Source organism: Mesorhizobium loti (assembly GCA_014189435.1).
Taxonomy (GTDB): domain Bacteria; phylum Pseudomonadota; class Alphaproteobacteria; order Rhizobiales; family Rhizobiaceae; genus Mesorhizobium; species Mesorhizobium loti_G.
The window spans coordinates 244734-260339 of sequence record CP050294.1 but is presented as its reverse complement, the minus strand read 5'-3'; the positions used below and the strand labels follow the sequence as shown (position 1 = coordinate 260339).

The window sequence follows — 15606 nt, the reverse complement described above, 5'->3', positions numbered from 1 at the left end:
ATGCACGCGCTCGAGGCGCACGAACTCTACCGGTTCTTCCATGTTGGTGACGACGAGACGGCTGCGCTGCGCGGGGTAAGCCTCCACCTGGCGCCCGGCGAAATCGTTGCCCTGGTCGGGCCTTCGGGCAGCGGCAAGTCGACCCTGCTGTCCTGCGTGACAGGCCTGGACGAACCCGACGGTGGCCATGTCGAGGTATCCGGCCGGCGCCTGACCCGGCGCTCAGAGGCCCAGCGCTCGCGCATCCGCGCCGCCAGTTTTGGCATCCTCCAGCAATCCGGCAATCTGTTCGGACATTTGAGCGTCGAACAGAACCTGCGCCTGCAAATGCTGCTGTCGGGCAAGCCAGACGAGGCCCGTATCGGCCCCTTGCTGGATAGTGTCGGGCTTGCACACCGCGCCAGGGCCTTTCCCATCCATCTTTCCGGCGGGGAAACGGCGCGGGCGGGTCTCGCCGTGGCGTTGGCCGCGAATCCGCCAATCCTGGTTGCCGACGAGCCAACCGCCGAGGTCGACCCCGACACGGAATCAAGGCTAATCCGGCACTTCGAAGCAAGGCGCGACGCGGGATTGGCGACATTGCTGGCCACACACAGCCAAGCGCTGGCGCGGAAGGCCGACCGCGTAATCCGTCTGAAGGACGGGAGAGTCGAAGATGAATGAGGTGCTCGTTGTCGGCAAAGGCATCGGCCGCGAATTTCAGGACGCAGACGCAGGTCGAACCGTTGTCCTGCGTGATGTCGACTGCGAGATCGTTTCGGGGGCGCGTATCGCCCTGGTAGGGCCTTCCGGCAGCGGCAAGACCAGCCTGCTGCATATCCTCGGCGGGCTGGACAGGCCGACCACAGGCACTGTCGAATGGCCAGGACTTGGATCATTCGATGAACTCAGACCGCGGCAGATCGGCCTCGTCTTCCAGTCGCCCAGCCTGTTTCCGGCCCTCACCGTCGCGCAGAATGTCGGCCTGCCGATGGTCCTTGCCGGCGAAGGGGCGGCCGCGGACAGGACTGCCTCGACATTGCTGGAGTCATTCGGCCTCGCCGGGCTCGCCGACAAGCTACCCGACGAATTGTCCGGCGGACAGTCACAACGCATCGCCATGGCCCGCGCTCTCTCGATCGGACCGAAACTCGTGCTGGCCGATGAACCGACGGGGCAGCTGGACAGCATGACCGCCCAACTTTTCTTCGACACGGTGCTCCGTTTTCTTGACGGGACGGGCATTGCCCTGGTGGTCGCGACGCATGATGACGCCGTGGCGGCACGGATGGCGACGCGCTGGATCATGGAGCACGGCCGGCTTGTCACCCCGCGATCCCAAGGCGGTGGGGCATGATCCTTCTGCTCTGGGTTCGGGGCGTTCTTGCCCGCCGTTTGCTGCGCGTTGCTGGCGCGGCGGCAGGCATCGCTGTTATGGTGGCTCTGCTTGCGGCAATGGCGCTGTTCCTGGCCAATGCCAGCACATCGATGACGGCGCGCGCCGTCATGGCGGTGCCGATCGACTGGCAGGTCCAGATGATCTCCAGCGCCGATCCTGCGTTGGTCAGCAAAGCGCTGGTCGAAACCCCGGGGGTGAAGGCTATTCACCAAGCCCGCTACGCCGATGTCGCGGGTTTCGAAGCGCAGGCTGGAGGTACGACGCAAACCACCGGGCCAGGCCAGGTCGTTTCCTTTGACAACGGCTACGCCGATGACTTTCCGGCTGAGGTCCGACCACTATCCGGCAAGGCGGACGGCGTGCTCGTCGCCCAACAAACGGCGGCCAACCTGCATGTCGGCCCCGGCGACCTGGTGTCGATCAAGCGGATCGGCTTGCCGCCGGTCGAGATCAAGATTGCGGGCGTCATAGATCTTCCCGACGCTGATTCCCTCTTCCAGACGGTAGGCTTGCCGCCGCAGGCGGCCCCACAGGCGCCGCCCGACAATGTGCTTATTCTGCCGCAGGCAGAGTGGCAGCAGTTGTTCGACCCGCAGCTGAAGCTGCGTCCCGACACCGGGCGACTGCAATGGCATGTGCGGCTGGACCGCGAGGCGCTCCCCGCCGACCCTGTCAATGCCTATACTTATGTCACCGGGGCGCAGCGGAACCTGGAGGCGAGAACAGTCGGCCAGGTCCTTATCGCAGACAATCTGAGCGCCCGCCTGGACGCCATCCGCGCGGATGCGCTCTATGCCTCGGTCCTGTTCCTGTTTCTCGGCCTGCCGGGGATTGCGCTGGCCATAGCATTGACCTTCGCCGTGACATCTTCCGGCGCGTCACGCCGGCGCCTGGAGCAGGCGCTGCTGCGCATGCGGGGCGCGACAATGTCAACAATCCTGTCCCTCTCCGCGAGCGAAGCTGTGATGGCGGCGCTTGCGGGCACCGCGATCGGCTTGGCCGCTACATTGCTCTTTGCTCTGGCCGTCCCCGGCCTGACGGGCTCGATAAGCGCCAGCGGGTCGATCATCCTACCCATTGCCATGTTCGGGCTGCTGGTGGGCATCGTCGCCTTCCTGCTGCCCGCGTGGCGCGATGCGAGGTGGCTGAACGTCAACGCGTCGCGGCATAGCGTCACCCGCGGAACGGTCCCGCTGTGGCAGCGCCTGTGGCTCGACTGCCTGCTGCTTGCCGGCGCCGGGTTCTTCTTCTGGCTGTCGGCCAGTACGGGCTACCAGATCGTGCTGGCACCGGAGGGGGTGGCGGCAACCTCGGTCGACTACAAGGCCTTCATCGCCCCTGCCCTGTTCTGGCTGGGCATGGCGCTCCTGACCATGAGAGTGTCCGGCATGGTTATCGCGCACAACGGCCGGCCCTTGCGGACGCTGATCACTCCTGCGGCCGGCCCTCTCGCGCCAATCGTGGCCGCCACCTTGTCGAGACAGTCGGGTCGCCTGACAGTTGGCATCGCAATGACGGCACTGGCCATCTCGTTTGCCACATCGACCGCAATCTTCAACACCACCTACAATGCGCAGTCGCGTATCGACGCCGAGCTGACAAACGGATCCGATGTCACCGTTTTCGGTACGTCCGACCAACCGGCCGGAACGCACCGGGCGACGCTGGCCGCGCTGACGGATGCGCTGGCGGTCGAGCCGATGCAGCACCGTTTTGCCTATGTCGGCGCCGACCTGCAGGATCTTTTCGGCATCGATCCGGGCGGCATCCAGCGTGCCACCAGCCTCTCGGATGCGTATTTCAGCAACGGCAGCGCGGCCGACACCCTGGCCCAGCTTGCCGCCAACCCCGACGGCATCCTGGTGTCGGAAGAAACGGTTCAGGATTTCCAGCTGCAAATGGGGGACACACTCAATCTCCGCCTGATCGATGCGCGGGATCACCAATACCATCCCGTGGCCTTCAAATTCATCGGTGTCGCGCGCGAGTTTCCGACAGCGCCGAAGGACTCCTTCCTCGTCGCCAATGCCGCCTACGTCGCGCGCATGACCGGGTCGGACGCATCGGAGTATGTGCTGATGCGGGCGAGGTCGGATGCCTCGGCATTAGCACGTCAGGTTTCCTCCGTGCTTGGCTCCGATCCCTCGCTCAAGGTCAGGGATATCGGCCAGGCGGCCCATCTCATCGGGTCGAGCCTGACCGCTGTCGACCTGGGCGGGCTCACCGCGATCGAGCTTGGCTTTTCGGTGGTCATGGCCGCTGCGGCCGCCGGGTTGATGCTGGCGCTGGGTTTCGCAGAGCGCCGGCGGCCGTTTGCGATTCTCGCCGCCATCGGCGCCAGGCCGCATCAGCTGGCCGCGTTTCTGTGGAGCGAAGCGCTGTTGATCTTCGCTGGCGGACTGGTCTTTGGCCTCGTCTCAGGCATTCTCACGGCGTGGATGCTGGTCAAGCTGCTGACCGGCGTGTTCGATCCCCCTCCCGAGGGACTGTCGATTCCTTGGCTGGATCTGGGGGTCGTTCTTGCCCTCGTTGCGATCTCCGTCGCGGCGGCAGTGCTGACGGCGAGGCGGCCTTCCGACAAGGCTGCAGAACAGCTTAGAGACATTTGACGCTCGAATTACCGAATCGTAAGCCGTTGGACAGTTTCCTGACAACTCCATCACATAGGTTCATCGTGTTCCTCTCGCCGAAGAGAGGCCATGATCGGACTGCGAGGCGCAGCCGATCGCTTGAGGCCAAGGAGCCGCGGCTCCTTAGGTCCCGACAACACAAAGGAAACGACCATGAAGAAAACAGTCATCGCGACTGCAATGCTGCTCGCCGTCGCATCGGCGACCGGGGCGTTTGCCAAGGCAACCACCGGTACGATCACCAGCGTCGACAAGAATGGGGATTCAATCACGCTGTCCGACGGGCAAACCTTCACCCTCCCGGAAGGCATTGAAGCCGAGACGTTGAAAGTCGGCGAGAAGGTGAGTGTCACCTACACCACCAAGGCCGGAAAACTGTCGGTATCGAGCATTCATCAGGCCAAGTAGCCTCGCGAAACCAAAGAATCGGGCTGGCAGAGCCAGTCCGATTCCTCTGTCTGACTGTCACAATCGTGTAACAGACATTTCGGATAGTCAGCCCGGTAGCAGACACTACAACTGTGCCGGACAACGCCCGACAATGACACACGATACCCCAGCGGAGACGCTGGTTGCCTTCGATACACGAGTCCAGGCCGCGCTTAACAGCTTGCCGCCGGCCGAGCAGCGCATGGCACGGTTCTTCGTCGATCAGAAGCAGTCGGTGCTTCTGGGCTCGGCGGCCGAGATCGCCCAGCTGGCCGGCACCAGCGACGCGACCGTCGTGCGAACAGCGCGTTCGCTTGGTTTTGAAAGCCTCTCCGCGCTCCGTCAGATGCTGCTGTCGGATCTCACTGGCACGCCATCCCCCGGCAAGCGCCTGGCGCGTACCTTGAAGGAGGCCGGCGATGACGGCGCCGGGGCGTTGCGGCACGTGATCGACCTCCATGAGAGCGTACTCGACGTACTCAAGCGTCCGGAGATGGCTGCCGCCTTCGAGCGCAGCGTCGACATTCTGGCACGAGCCAGTCGCCGCCATGTCTTCGGCATCGGCCCGTCAGGCGCCATGGCCGACTATGCCAGCCTGCAATTCAACCGGATCGGCCTGCCGACCAGCGCCCTGTCGGTCTCGGGAATTGCGCTCGCCGACCGCTTGCTGTGGCTTGGCAAGGGCGATGCCGTGCTGATGATGGCCTACGCGCCGCTTTATCGAGAGGTCGAGATCGTCCTTGAACAGGCCATGCAGCTCGGCGTTCCGGTCGTGCTGATCAGCGACAATCTGGCTTCGCTGGTTTCCGGCAAGGTGGCGGAAACGCTCCCGGTTCCGCGCGGCAAAGCCGATCATCTGGCCATGCATGGCGGCACGATCGTTCTCATCGAGGCGATGATCATCGGGCTGGCGAAGCGCAACAGCGAAGCCGCCTTTGACAGTCTTGAACGGTTGAGCTCGCTGCGTGGCTCAATTGATAAAGCGTGGACAAAACAGGAGTTCGCAAGAATAGTACGAATAACTCGCGAAAATGACACAAAACATTCAAAGTAAATTGGCATGATATGATGGGAAGTGTTGTGCCCATTGATAAACTACTGGAGAACAAGATGAAAATCCGTACGACATTCTGCCTTGCTATTGGCTTGAGCGCGCTTTCCCTGGCAGCGCCTGCTTCGGCATCCGACCTGGTGCTCTACGACGCGCTCGATTTCGCCGGCCCAGTGGCAAAGGCGTTCCAGGCCAAGACCGGGCTCACCGTCGACGTCGTCGAGCCCGGTAGCACCGGCGAGACGCTGGGCAAGATCGCCGCGGAAGGCGACAACCCGCAATTCGACATCGTCTGGCTCGATGGCTCCGCCGTCATGGAGCGCATGGCGGCCGACCATGTGCTGCAGGCCGTCCCACCGCAGCCTACGACAAGGTGGCCTTCACCGATCTCGGCAAGTCGCTGATCCCGCAAAGCCGCGCCTTCCTGCCGACTGGCACCAGCACCACTGCCATCGAGGTCAACACCAAGAAGGTGCCGGCCGACAAGATGCCCAAGTCCTGGGCCGATCTTCAGTCCTTCCCCGGCAGCGTCGCGGCCAAGGATCCCAATCTGTCAGGCCCTGCCTATCAATGGCTGGCCGGCTTCTTCCAGACCAACGGTCTCGATGCCGGCAAGGCTCTGTTGGCCAAAACCCTGACCAACAAGACGCTGTCGGGCCTGTCGAGCGGAGGCAAGGTGAACAAGGCCGTGCTGACAGGCGATGCCTCGGTCGGCATCAACCAGGACAGCGCCATCTTTTCGAAGATCGCTGCCGGCGAACCCGTCGTCGCGGTCTATCCGAGCGAAGGTTCGGTATCGCTGCCGCAAGGCCTCGGCATCAGCGCCAATACCCAGCACATGGACGCGGCGCAGAAATTCATCGATTTCGTTACCAGCGCCGAAGGCCAGGCCGCCATGCAGAACGGCGACGACACGGACTTCTTCTACATCCCGATCATCAAGGGCATCAACGCCAAGCCCGGCCGCGAAACCAACATTACCTACACGCATCTTGACGACGCCGCAGCCTCCGCCCACGAGACTGAGTGGAAGCAGTGGTACAAGGACAATTTCGTCCGGTGATCCGGCTGTTTGATCCCAGGCTGTCCTGGCAATGACGATCCTCCAGCATACCGGCGCCGCGGCTTTGGTCCGCGGCGCCGGCGCCGGAAAGCTGCCGCTAGGCGGCCTGCCGGCGCTCGTCCGCTGTGGCGGACCGCTTGCCATCTACGCCGTCTTTGCCCTGCTGATCGGGTTGCCGCTTGCCTTGGTGCTGGTCCAGGCGGTCATACCTGGCCTGTTCGCCGCGCAAGGGGCCAGCAACGCCTTGAGCCTCGAGCCCCTGGCGCGTGTTTTCAGCTCGCCCTCTGTCGCCGGATCGGTTCTGCATTCGCTCGAACTCGGCATGCTCGTCGCCTTCACCACGACGGCTTTGGGCGGCGCTTTCGCGATCCTCGTCCAGCGCTGCGACATTCCCCTGCGAACAACGATTTCCGCGGTGCCGTGGCTGGTTTTCCTGACGCCGTCCTACCTGAAGGCACTCGCCTGGGTGCTGCTGATGTCGCCCGGCGGCTATCTTGCGCAGTTCGGCTTGCTGCCGTCCTGGCTGGGCGCGTCGTTTTTTGGGCTGGCCGGCCTGGTGTTCGTCCATACGCTCAGCCTGTTCCCGCTGGCGGCCTTTATCACCGGCAGCGCGCTGGCCGGACTGGGCTGCGAGCTGGAAGATGCCGCGCGGCTTTCCGGCGCTAGGCCGCTGAGGATCTGGCTGCGCATCAACGGCCCCTTGCTGGCGCCAGCTATCGCCCTGAGTTTCATCGCCACCTTCGCCGAGGTGCTGTCCGATTTCGGCCTTGCCTCGACCATTGCCAGAATGTCGAATTTCGGTGTCCTGACCTACGGCATTTACGCGGCCGCCAGCGACTATCCCGTCGACTTTCCCGCTGCCGGCGCCCAGGCTCTCGTCCTGCTCGGTCTTGTCCTGCTCGTCGTCGTGGCCGACCGGCTGTTGCGTCGCCGCGCCGACCCGCGCCTGATTTCGGGCCGCGCCAGGCCGGCCCGGCTCTACAATCTCGGCACATGGCGCTGGCTCACCATGGCGGCGGCGCTTGCCATTGCCTTCCTGGCGCTCGCCCTGCCGCTCGCCGCGATCGCGGCGCGCGCGCTGACGCAAACGCTGGGCCATGGCCTGATCTGGAGCAATGTCACCACGGTCAATGTGGTGGCCGCGCTTAGCCCGAACACGGCGGCCAATGACGGTCTGCTGCGCAGCCTCGGCTATGCCGGGCTGGCGGCGGTCATCGCCAGCGCGCTTGCCCTGCTGTTGTCGGCACAGCTCGACCGTGCGAGCCCGGTCCTGCGCACCGCGGTCGTCGGCCTGTCGCTGGGCGCGGTGGCGATACCGGGCATCGTGCTCGGCTTCGGCTACATCCTCGTCTGGAATCGCCTGCCGGGTTTCCGTGACTGGCCGTTTCCGCATTATGGCGATGGCTCGCTGCTGGTCATGGGCTATGTCGCGGCGGCCCTTCCCTATTGCCTGGTGGTGATCCTTTCGGCCATCGGCCAGCTGGCGCCGAGCCTGACGGACGCAGCGCGCCTGCAGGGCGTCGGGACAATCCGGCGATTGCTGGCGATCACCTTACCGCTGATCCTGCTGAGTGTGGTGACGGCCTTCCTGTTGACGTTCATCCGCACCGTGTTCGAACTGCCGATCTCGCAGATGCTCATTCCCCAAAGCGGCCCACCAGCGCCGACGCTTATCCTGAAACTGTTCAGCCATGACCGGGACGGACTGGCATCGGCCATCGCGCTGGTCGCCATGGCGGCCGCGGGTATAGGCGCGGCCGTAGTCTGGTATCCGCTTCAGCGGTTCGTCAAACCGCGCCGAAGTGCCGGGCATGTTGATGCCGGTAGCAGTTCCACCGCCACAGCGGGAACCTTGTCATGACCGCTTCCCTGCATTGCGCCGGCATTTGCAAGTCGCTCGGTGGCCGCGCCGTCCTGACCAACCTCGATCTCAAGATCGACGCTGGCGAGGTGGTATCCCTTCTCGGCGCCAGCGGCTCCGGCAAGACCACGCTGCTGCGCATCATTGCCGGGCTGGTCGAGCCCGAAAAAGGGTCGATCACGTTGGACGGACGTGTCGTGTGGAGCGAAAAGTCGGTAATACCGCCCGAAAAGCGACGGATCGGCATGGTCTTCCAGGACTATGCGCTGTGGCCGCACATGACGGTCGCCAACAATTTGGCCTTCGGGCTCAAGGCACAGCGGCTTTCGGATCACGAGATCGCCCAGCGGCTGAACCATGCGCTCGACGTCACCCGTCTTGCCCCCTACCGGGATCGCTATCCGACGGAATTGTCCGGTGGCCAGCAGCAGCGCGTCGCCATCGCGCGTTGCCTTGCCGCCCGGCCAGCGCTGATGCTGTTCGACGAGCCGCTGAGCAATCTCGACGCGGCACTGCGCGAGGACATGCGCATCGAGATGATGGAGCTGGTGCGCCGCGAAGCCATCACCGTCGTCTATGTGACGCACGACCAGGCGGAGGCGATGGCCGTCTCCGACCGCATCGCCATCATGCGAGCCGGCGAGATCGTCCAGTTCGACACGCCACGGGCAATCTACGAAGCACCCGCCGATTCCTTCGTCGCCAGCTTCATCGGCGGCTTTTCGATCGTCCGCGGGCAGGTCCGTGACGAATTGTTCAAGATCGCCGACAGCGACGCCGAAACGGTGCGCACGCCGGGCGCCCGCTCCGGTGCCGGCATGCTGGTCATTCGCCCCGAGGATGCGCGTCCGGCCGACGCCTATCCGGACAACCGCCTGCAAGGCAGGGTTCTGTCGAGCGCCTTCCAGGGCCGATGCTGGCGGCTGGCGGTCGATCTGGGGCCGCAGCGCGTGCGGCTCGACTGGCCCGAAGCGCCGCCGGTTGGGGCCTCGCTTACCTTTTCGCTGCCGCCGGACCGGTGTGTGGTGCTGGTCGCATAGGTCTATATAGACCCAAGACCAAGGCACCCCCTTCCCAATTCAGATTATCCACGTTACCGCAATTGCGCCGAGCAGGGCGGGCGGCATGACTAGAACGCCGAGCCTCAGGAACGTCCAGCCGCCGACCGTGAGGCCTTCGCGGCGGAGCGCGGTGAGCCACAGGATCGTGGCCAGCGAGCCGGTAACCGACAGGTTGGGCCCGAGATCCACACCGATCAGCACGGCGCGGACGACCTGGTCCGGCACGTGGGCGGCCTGCACCGCGTGACCAGCAATCAGCCCGGCCGGCAAATTGTTCATCAGGTTGCAGCCGAGGGCGACCGCCACGCCGGCGACCCATGCCGTCCACCCGGCCGCCCGTTCGGCGCCTTGCTGCAACTCGCCGCTGACCAGGCCGACAAGGCCGGTCTTGTCGAGGGCCTCGACCAGCACGAACAGGCCGGCGACCAGCGGCAGGACGCCCCACGAGACGCCTTTCACCGTATCCCAAGGGGCTTTGCGTTCGCGGACCAGGACCACCACAGCCGTGACAATGCCGGCAGCGGCAGTGGGAAGGCCGAGCTGGACGCCGAACGCCGAGGCGACGAGTAGCACGACGGCCGTGGCGGCGATGCCGATCGCCGCCGTCTTTCCGGCGCCGGAGAGTTTCGGGACCGAGACGTCGCCGGTGATTTTCTGAGTAAGCGCTTGGCGCTGGGTCCAGTAGAGCACGGCATAGGTGACGACGATCGACACCACCGAGGCCAGCCCGTAACGCGGCAGCCATTCCAGCAAGGGCGGCATGTGGTTGCCGTAGATGACGAGGTTGGCGGGGTTGGAGATCGGCAGCACGAAGGACGCCGCGTTGGCGATGAACGCGCAGATCAAGAGATAGGGCAGCGGCTGGTCGGCTTGGCGGTCTTGACGGCGGCGGCGACGGCGGGGGTCAGCACCACGGCGGTGGCGTCGTTGGAGAGGAACACCGTGACCACCGTGCCGACCGCGTAGACCAGCAGGAACAGTTTGGTGGCGGAGCCCTTCGCCCGGCGCGTGGCGACGGCGGCTAGCCAGTCAAACAGGTGCTCCTGGCGCGCGACCTCGGCGAGCAGCATCATGCCGATGAGGAACAGGTAGACATCGGTGCCCTTGCCGATTCCGGCCAGCGCGTCGGCCGGGGCGAGCAGGCCGATGGCGACGAGCAGCACGGCGCCGGCGACCGCCCAGATGAATTCCGGCCAGTGGAACGGCCGCAGGATGACGCCGGCGGTGGCGACCGCCGCGATGAGCCAGGTCAGGATATGCGTCTGCGACATCACCATGGCGTGCTTTATGCACTGGCCTGGTGCTCTTCCCGCGCCGCCGTCCAGACCTCCCGCGCCGCGTCCGCGTTCATCGCGGCAATCCCCAATCCCACCAGCAAATCCGGCCAGGCCGTCCGCCACAGGAACGCCGTGACCAGCCCGGCCGCGATGATGGCGACGTTGGCGAACGCGTCATTGCGCGCCGACAGGAAGGCTGCCTTGGTCAGGCTGCCTCTGTGGTGGCGGTAGGCGGCGATCATGTAGGCGCAGGACAGGTTGACCGCGAGGGCGCCGAGGCCGGCCAGGCCCAATGCCAGCGGTTGCGGCGGCACCGGGACGTTGAACTTTTCCCAGGCGGTCCAGAGGGTCGCCAGGCCCGGCACCAGTAGGATGAGTGCCAGCGCCATGCCGAGGCGCGCCCGCGCGCGCAGCGACCAGCCCAGCGCCAGCACGATCAACAGGTTCACCGAGGCATCTTCGAGGAAGTCGACGCTGTCGGCGAACAGCGACACCGAGCCGATCGCCAGCGCCACCACAAACTCGATGCCGAAATAGCCGAGGTTGAGCAGCGCGACGATGAGGACGATGCGGCGCAGGGCCGCGTCCGTGGTCGTGGACGGCGAGGTCATTTCCGGCTGGCTTTCAGCGCGCTGGACATGACCACGGCAACACATCCGACCAGCAGCAGGCCGCCAGCAACTGCGGCACGGCGAGCCAGACGAGCAGCCCGCAGATGGCGACCACCGCCAGCACTGCCAGGGCCAGGAATTCGTCGTCGACGAACAGACCGAACAGCTCGCGCAGAATGAGTGAAACGACGTTCATGGCGTGACCTCCACAGCCTTACGCACGGACAAGCTGACCGTCACCAGGCCGACCAGCAGGAACACCGCGACAAACGCCACGATGGCGAGATCCTGCCCTGGCCAGTCAACGCCGAGCCCCTCCCCGGTCCAGAACACGCCGAAGGCCGAGAGCATGATGCCGACGCCGAACTTGAGCAGGTTTTCGGGGACGCGGGCCAGTGGTCGGTGGATGATGATGCCGAGCAACAGCACGACCAGGCAGGCGGCCAGCGCGCCCATGGAAGCGGGAACCAGCAGCCCCCTGCCCGCGCCCACCGCGATGACGATGAACACGACTTCCAGCCCTTCCAGCACCACCGCCTTGAACGCGGTGATACCTGCTATCCAGTCGAGTTGCGTTGCGTGCTGGCCTTCGGCCGCCCGCAGGCTGGCCTCTTCCTTGGCGAACGCCTTGGTTTCGTCATGCAGCGCGATGATGCCGGCCGAGCGCAGGATCGCCTTGCGCAACCACCGCAGGCCGAACAGCAGCAGCAATATGCCGATGACCAGTTGCAGCGCGTGCAGTGGCACCCGGTCAAGCAGCGGCCCGAGAGCCAGCACCAGCAGTGCCAGCAAGGCCAGACCGGCCCCGGTGCCGGTCAGGGCCGGCCGCCAGCCGCGCACGGTGCCGACCGCCAGCACAATGGTCAGCGCTTCCACCGCCTCCACCAATGAGGCCAGGAACGCCGCTGTCACGGCCGGCGCCGCCGTTGCCCACGAAATCATGACTTAACCTCTTTGTTGTTTTGGTCGTTCGTTGAATGAATGGAGGATGCCCCGGCCGGCTCCAGAGCGCCGCGCTGCTGGAGCCAATGTGCGCCTGACCAGCACAGGATTGCCCAGGCCGCTCCGACGGACCAGCCGGCGAACACGTCGGTTGGGTAATGCACGCCCAGATAGACGCGGCTCAGCCCGACCATGACGGTCAGAAACACAGCCAGCGCGACGAAGTAGAACTTGACACGCCGATCGGCGTTGACGCCCGTCAGAAGGGCGCCCAGCGTCAAAAACACAATCGTCGATAGCGTGGCATGGCCGCTCGGAAAACTTGCGGTGAAGACGCGGGCGGCATGCGGAATGTCCGGTCGGGGCCGGTCGAAGCCCATCTTGAGAAATGTGCTGATGGCAACACCGCCAAGCACCGCTACAGACATGAGCAGCGCCAGGGCGCGCTTGCGGATCAGCAACAGATAGCCGACCGTTGCCGCGAACACAAAGCCGAGGAAGGTAAAGCTGCCGAGTGCCGTCACATCGCGACCTGCCTCTTCCAGCCAGGCCGGGCCGATGGGGTCGGCGGGATTACCGCCGCTGCGCAGGGCCATCAGCACCGTCATGTCGAATTTGGACGTATCGCCTTCCAGAACCTCTTCGGCGAGCAGGCCGAAGCCTAAGATCAGGCACCCGGCCAGGAATAGGGCGGCTATGGGCCAGATCTCACTGGCACTCGGATGCGCCAGTATCAAACGCAAACGAGGGGAAAGACTATTGGGCTTGGACATCGGCAGAGCTTTTCAAGGTGGCATTGCTGCTTTCGACCACCTGCTGAAACGTGCGATCCATGGCGCCGGTGCGGCTGGTGAGCCACGGGAAATGCCCATAGCGGAATGACAAGTGGTTATCAGCTTCGGCCGCCGGTTTGCCCTCTTCGAGCAGCTCGAACAGGGCCGAGGCCAGCCCGGTGCGGTCGGACCCAGAATTGCAATGGATCAGGATCGGACGGGGCGCCGTGCGCAGCGTCTGCACGAGCGACGCCAGCAGCGCGGCGTCGGGCTGGGTGGTGGCCGACATCGGCAGGCTGATGAGTTGCGCGCCGGCGTCGCGGACGCTTGCCACTTCCGCCTCATACCAGGGCGTGCCGGGGAATGCGCCGCGCAGGTTGAGCACGGTGCGGATGTGCCGCCCCCGAATCACGGAATCGAGCCGTTCCGGCGCGAGCTGCGCCGAGCGGTAGAGCACGCCCGGCTCGACCTCGTGGATGTTGCCGGTGAGCTGGAGGTAGCCCGCCCATAAGGCCATCCCGGCGGCGACCCCGATGGCGGCGCCAACCAGGGTCTTAGCCGCACGACGCCAGAGGGGTTTGGGCTTGCGCAAGGCCGGTGTCATGGCGGATCGCACTTTCAATGGGGAAGCGTGCGCGCCAGCACGAAGAAGATACCGACCCCCAGCACCCAATTGCCGCCGGGACAGGCCGCGAGATCAACCTCGCGGACAAAGAGACAGGTTGCGGCGACGATCGCGCCGATTCCAAGAATGATACGTTGGGGCGTGGTCCCAATGCCGTCCTCGTCGCCACCGGACTGGTCAACGCGGGCCAACGCTGGCAAGGGTAGCTTGAGAATTTGTGGAAGTCCCGGTCTCATCATACGGTCCATTGATTCTTAATGTAACGATGGTCACATGTAAGGTGTTCCATGAAAACACTCGAATGGCTCTTGTTGACGTATAAAGTTCCGCCGGAGCCGGCGCGCAAACGCATTGCGGTGTGGCGCAAGCTGAAGGGCATGGGGGCGGTCTACATGCAGGGCGGCGTGTGCCTGCTGCCGAAATCCGACGACCATCTGCGCCGCCTGAAGATGCTGGAAAACGAAATCGCGGAAATGGACGGCGAAGCGGTGCTGATGACCACGACCGGGCTTGATCCCAGGGAAGAGGACAAGATCGTGCGGCGTTTCAACGCCGACCGCGACGAGGAATACAAGGAGCTGATCAGCAAGTGCGAGGCGTTTGAAAAAGAGATCGCCGAAGAGACGCGGGTGAAGCACTTCACCTACGCGGAGCTTGAGGAAAATGAGCAGGAATCGGCGAAGTTCAAGACCTGGTTCGCCAAGATCGGCAAGAACGATTTTTACGCCGCGCCCCTCGCCCAGGTGGCGCAGGACTGGCTCACCAAGTGCGAGGGCATTCTGGACGCCTACGCCCACAACGTGTTCGCCGCCCAGGAAGGGCGTTGGTGCGCGGATATGAAATCGAACGCATTTCGATCTTTAATGTAGTTGGTTATGCCTGCGTGACTTGACGCCGGATAGACTCCGGGCGTGCCCATGCCAGCATGCGGTTGAGAACGATGCACCCGATGGCAACCTCGGTCTGTTGAGCCGGAAGAGAGCGTGCTCGCAGGCGCCGTCCGATCAGCCCCTTGTATCGTCCGATGGCTGTTTCGCTCAGCGCCCGCTTGCCGTAGCCGGAGGCTGCCTGCCATTTCAGCCGACCGTCGCTTGCGATTGCGGCAATGTGCTTGTCCCTTTGACCAGGCGGTCCGGCATCACCGCTTTCCACCGCCGTGGAACGCGGTGGAATGACGATGTTCGCGGTTGCGCTGTGCTGCAGGATAGACCGATAGGTTGGCTTGCCGTCATAGGCTCCGTCGGCTGTGAACTGGTCGATCTCGCCGTCGATCTGATCGAGCAGCGGTGCCACCTGGGAAGGATCATCCGTGTCCTGATCTGTCAGCCTTTGGGCAATGATCGCGCCACTTTTGGCATCCACTGCCAGATGCAGCTTGCGCCAGTTGCGACGTGATCTGGCGCCATGTTTCTGCTCCAGCCATTGCCCGGCGCCGTAGACTTTCAATCCCGTGCTATCGACAAGCCCATGCAGCGGGCCGTCCGGCTGCGGCGGGTTTCGTCGGGCTGATGGCTCCCACTTCTGTGCCCGACGGCTCAGCGTCGTATGATCTGGAACTGGGACTTTCAGCCCCATGAGATCCAGCAGCGAGTGGAGCAATCCCTCGGTCTGGCGCAGCCGCATTGCGAAGACGCAACCCAGCGTCAGCGCTGTCTCAATGGCGAGATCGGAATACCGGGCTTGGCCGCCGCGGGTCTTGCGTCGCGGAGCGCGCCATCCCGCCAGTGCCTCCGGCGTTACCCATAAGGTCAGGCTACCACGCCGGCGCAGACCTGCTTCGTAGTCACGCCAATTCGTCACCCTGAATTTCATCTTTCCGACGTGATGACGACGATCTGCGTTGTGTTTGTACGGCATGGCACTCAAATCAAGCTGATTTCGATCCTGCCTGCCTATCGCCAAACC

Annotated in this window: 17 protein-coding genes and 1 pseudogene; 10 read left to right on the top strand and 8 right to left on the bottom strand. The window is 64.4% G+C overall.

The genetic code is table 11. From position 1 onward, the window contains the following. The 9 genes from HB777_36015 to HB777_35975 all read left to right on the top strand — a co-directional run bounded on the left by HB777_36015 (position 1) and on the right by HB777_35975 (position 9452). Complete coding sequence (locus HB777_36015; GenBank protein QND69176.1) at positions 1 to 663, top strand: ABC transporter ATP-binding protein; 663 nt, start codon at positions 1 to 3, stop codon at positions 661 to 663. Further along, the gene (locus tag HB777_36010) at positions 656 to 1336 is read left to right on the top strand and encodes an ABC transporter ATP-binding protein (GenBank protein ID QND69175.1); all 681 of its coding nucleotides are present in this window, start codon (positions 656 to 658) and stop codon (positions 1334 to 1336) included. The genes HB777_36015 and HB777_36010 overlap by 8 nt, the downstream gene beginning before the upstream one ends. Further along, the gene (locus tag HB777_36005; GenBank protein QND69174.1) at positions 1333 to 3987 is read left to right on the top strand and encodes an ABC transporter permease; all 2655 of its coding nucleotides are present in this window, start codon (positions 1333 to 1335) and stop codon (positions 3985 to 3987) included. The genes HB777_36010 and HB777_36005 overlap by 4 nt, the downstream gene beginning before the upstream one ends. Before the next feature lie 201 nt (positions 3988 to 4188). Then, on the top strand, positions 4189 to 4416 hold the full coding sequence (locus tag HB777_36000; protein QND69314.1) for a DUF1344 domain-containing protein: 228 nt from the start codon (positions 4189 to 4191) through the stop codon (positions 4414 to 4416). 133 nt (positions 4417 to 4549) lie between these two features. After that, positions 4550 to 5491 carry a MurR/RpiR family transcriptional regulator gene (locus HB777_35995; GenBank protein ID QND69173.1) on the top strand — a complete coding sequence of 314 codons (942 nt, stop codon included), beginning with the start codon at positions 4550 to 4552 and terminating at the stop codon, positions 5489 to 5491. A gap of 56 nt (positions 5492 to 5547) precedes the next feature. Beyond that, positions 5548 to 5892, top strand: a complete 345-nt coding sequence (locus tag HB777_35990) for a solute-binding protein (protein QND69172.1) — start codon at positions 5548 to 5550, stop codon at positions 5890 to 5892. Further along, positions 5862 to 6551: an extracellular solute-binding protein gene (locus HB777_35985; GenBank protein QND69171.1), complete on the top strand. Its 690-nt coding sequence runs from the start codon at positions 5862 to 5864 to the stop codon at positions 6549 to 6551. Before HB777_35990 ends, HB777_35985 begins: the two co-directional genes overlap by 31 nt. 31 nt (positions 6552 to 6582) lie before the next feature. Then, entirely contained in the window at positions 6583 to 8412 is a 1830-nt protein-coding gene (locus HB777_35980; GenBank protein ID QND69170.1) for an iron ABC transporter permease, read from the top strand. Continuing rightward, positions 8409 to 9452, top strand: a complete 1044-nt coding sequence (locus tag HB777_35975; GenBank protein QND69169.1) for an ABC transporter ATP-binding protein — start codon at positions 8409 to 8411, stop codon at positions 9450 to 9452. Before HB777_35980 ends, HB777_35975 begins: the two co-directional genes overlap by 4 nt. A 39-nt stretch (positions 9453 to 9491) precedes the next feature. On the opposite strand, the pseudogene HB777_35970 reads toward HB777_35975, so the two are convergent. The 7 genes and pseudogenes from HB777_35970 to HB777_35940 form a co-directional block, all read right to left on the bottom strand. Next, a pseudogene (locus tag HB777_35970) lies at positions 9492 to 10750 on the bottom strand (arsenic transporter). Positions 10751 to 10758: 8 nt separating this feature from the next. Continuing rightward, a complete protein-coding gene (locus HB777_35965; GenBank protein ID QND69168.1) occupies positions 10759 to 11361 on the bottom strand; it encodes a cation transporter in 603 nt (200 codons plus the stop codon). Between the two features lie 13 nt (positions 11362 to 11374). Beyond that, a complete protein-coding gene (locus HB777_35960; GenBank protein ID QND69167.1) occupies positions 11375 to 11557 on the bottom strand; it encodes a hypothetical protein in 183 nt (60 codons plus the stop codon). Next, a complete protein-coding gene (locus HB777_35955; GenBank protein QND69166.1) occupies positions 11554 to 12303 on the bottom strand; it encodes a TMEM165/GDT1 family protein in 750 nt (249 codons plus the stop codon). Before HB777_35955 ends, HB777_35960 begins: the two co-directional genes overlap by 4 nt. Next, entirely contained in the window at positions 12300 to 13076 is a 777-nt protein-coding gene (locus tag HB777_35950) for a phosphatase PAP2 family protein (GenBank protein QND69165.1), read from the bottom strand. The genes HB777_35955 and HB777_35950 overlap by 4 nt, the downstream gene beginning before the upstream one ends. Beyond that, positions 13060 to 13668, bottom strand: coding sequence for a dual specificity protein phosphatase family protein (locus HB777_35945; GenBank protein ID QND69164.1), 609 nt, complete (start codon positions 13666 to 13668; stop codon positions 13060 to 13062). The genes HB777_35950 and HB777_35945 overlap by 17 nt, the downstream gene beginning before the upstream one ends. A gap of 26 nt (positions 13669 to 13694) precedes the next feature. Then, positions 13695 to 13949: a hypothetical protein gene (locus HB777_35940; protein ID QND69163.1), complete on the bottom strand. Its 255-nt coding sequence runs from the start codon at positions 13947 to 13949 to the stop codon at positions 13695 to 13697. A 39-nt stretch (positions 13950 to 13988) separates the two neighbouring features. Here HB777_35940 and HB777_35935 point away from each other — a divergent pair, with 39 nt between their 5' ends. After that, positions 13989 to 14570 (top strand): chromate resistance protein ChrB, encoded by a 582-nt coding sequence (locus HB777_35935; GenBank protein QND69162.1) that lies wholly within the window; start codon positions 13989 to 13991, stop codon positions 14568 to 14570. Positions 14571 to 14574: 4 nt separating this feature from the next. On the opposite strand, the gene HB777_35930 is transcribed toward HB777_35935, so the two are convergent. Beyond that, positions 14575 to 15558 carry an IS5 family transposase gene (locus HB777_35930; GenBank protein ID QND69161.1) on the bottom strand — a complete coding sequence of 328 codons (984 nt, stop codon included), beginning with the start codon at positions 15556 to 15558 and terminating at the stop codon, positions 14575 to 14577. Between the last annotated feature and the right edge of the window lie 48 nt (positions 15559 to 15606).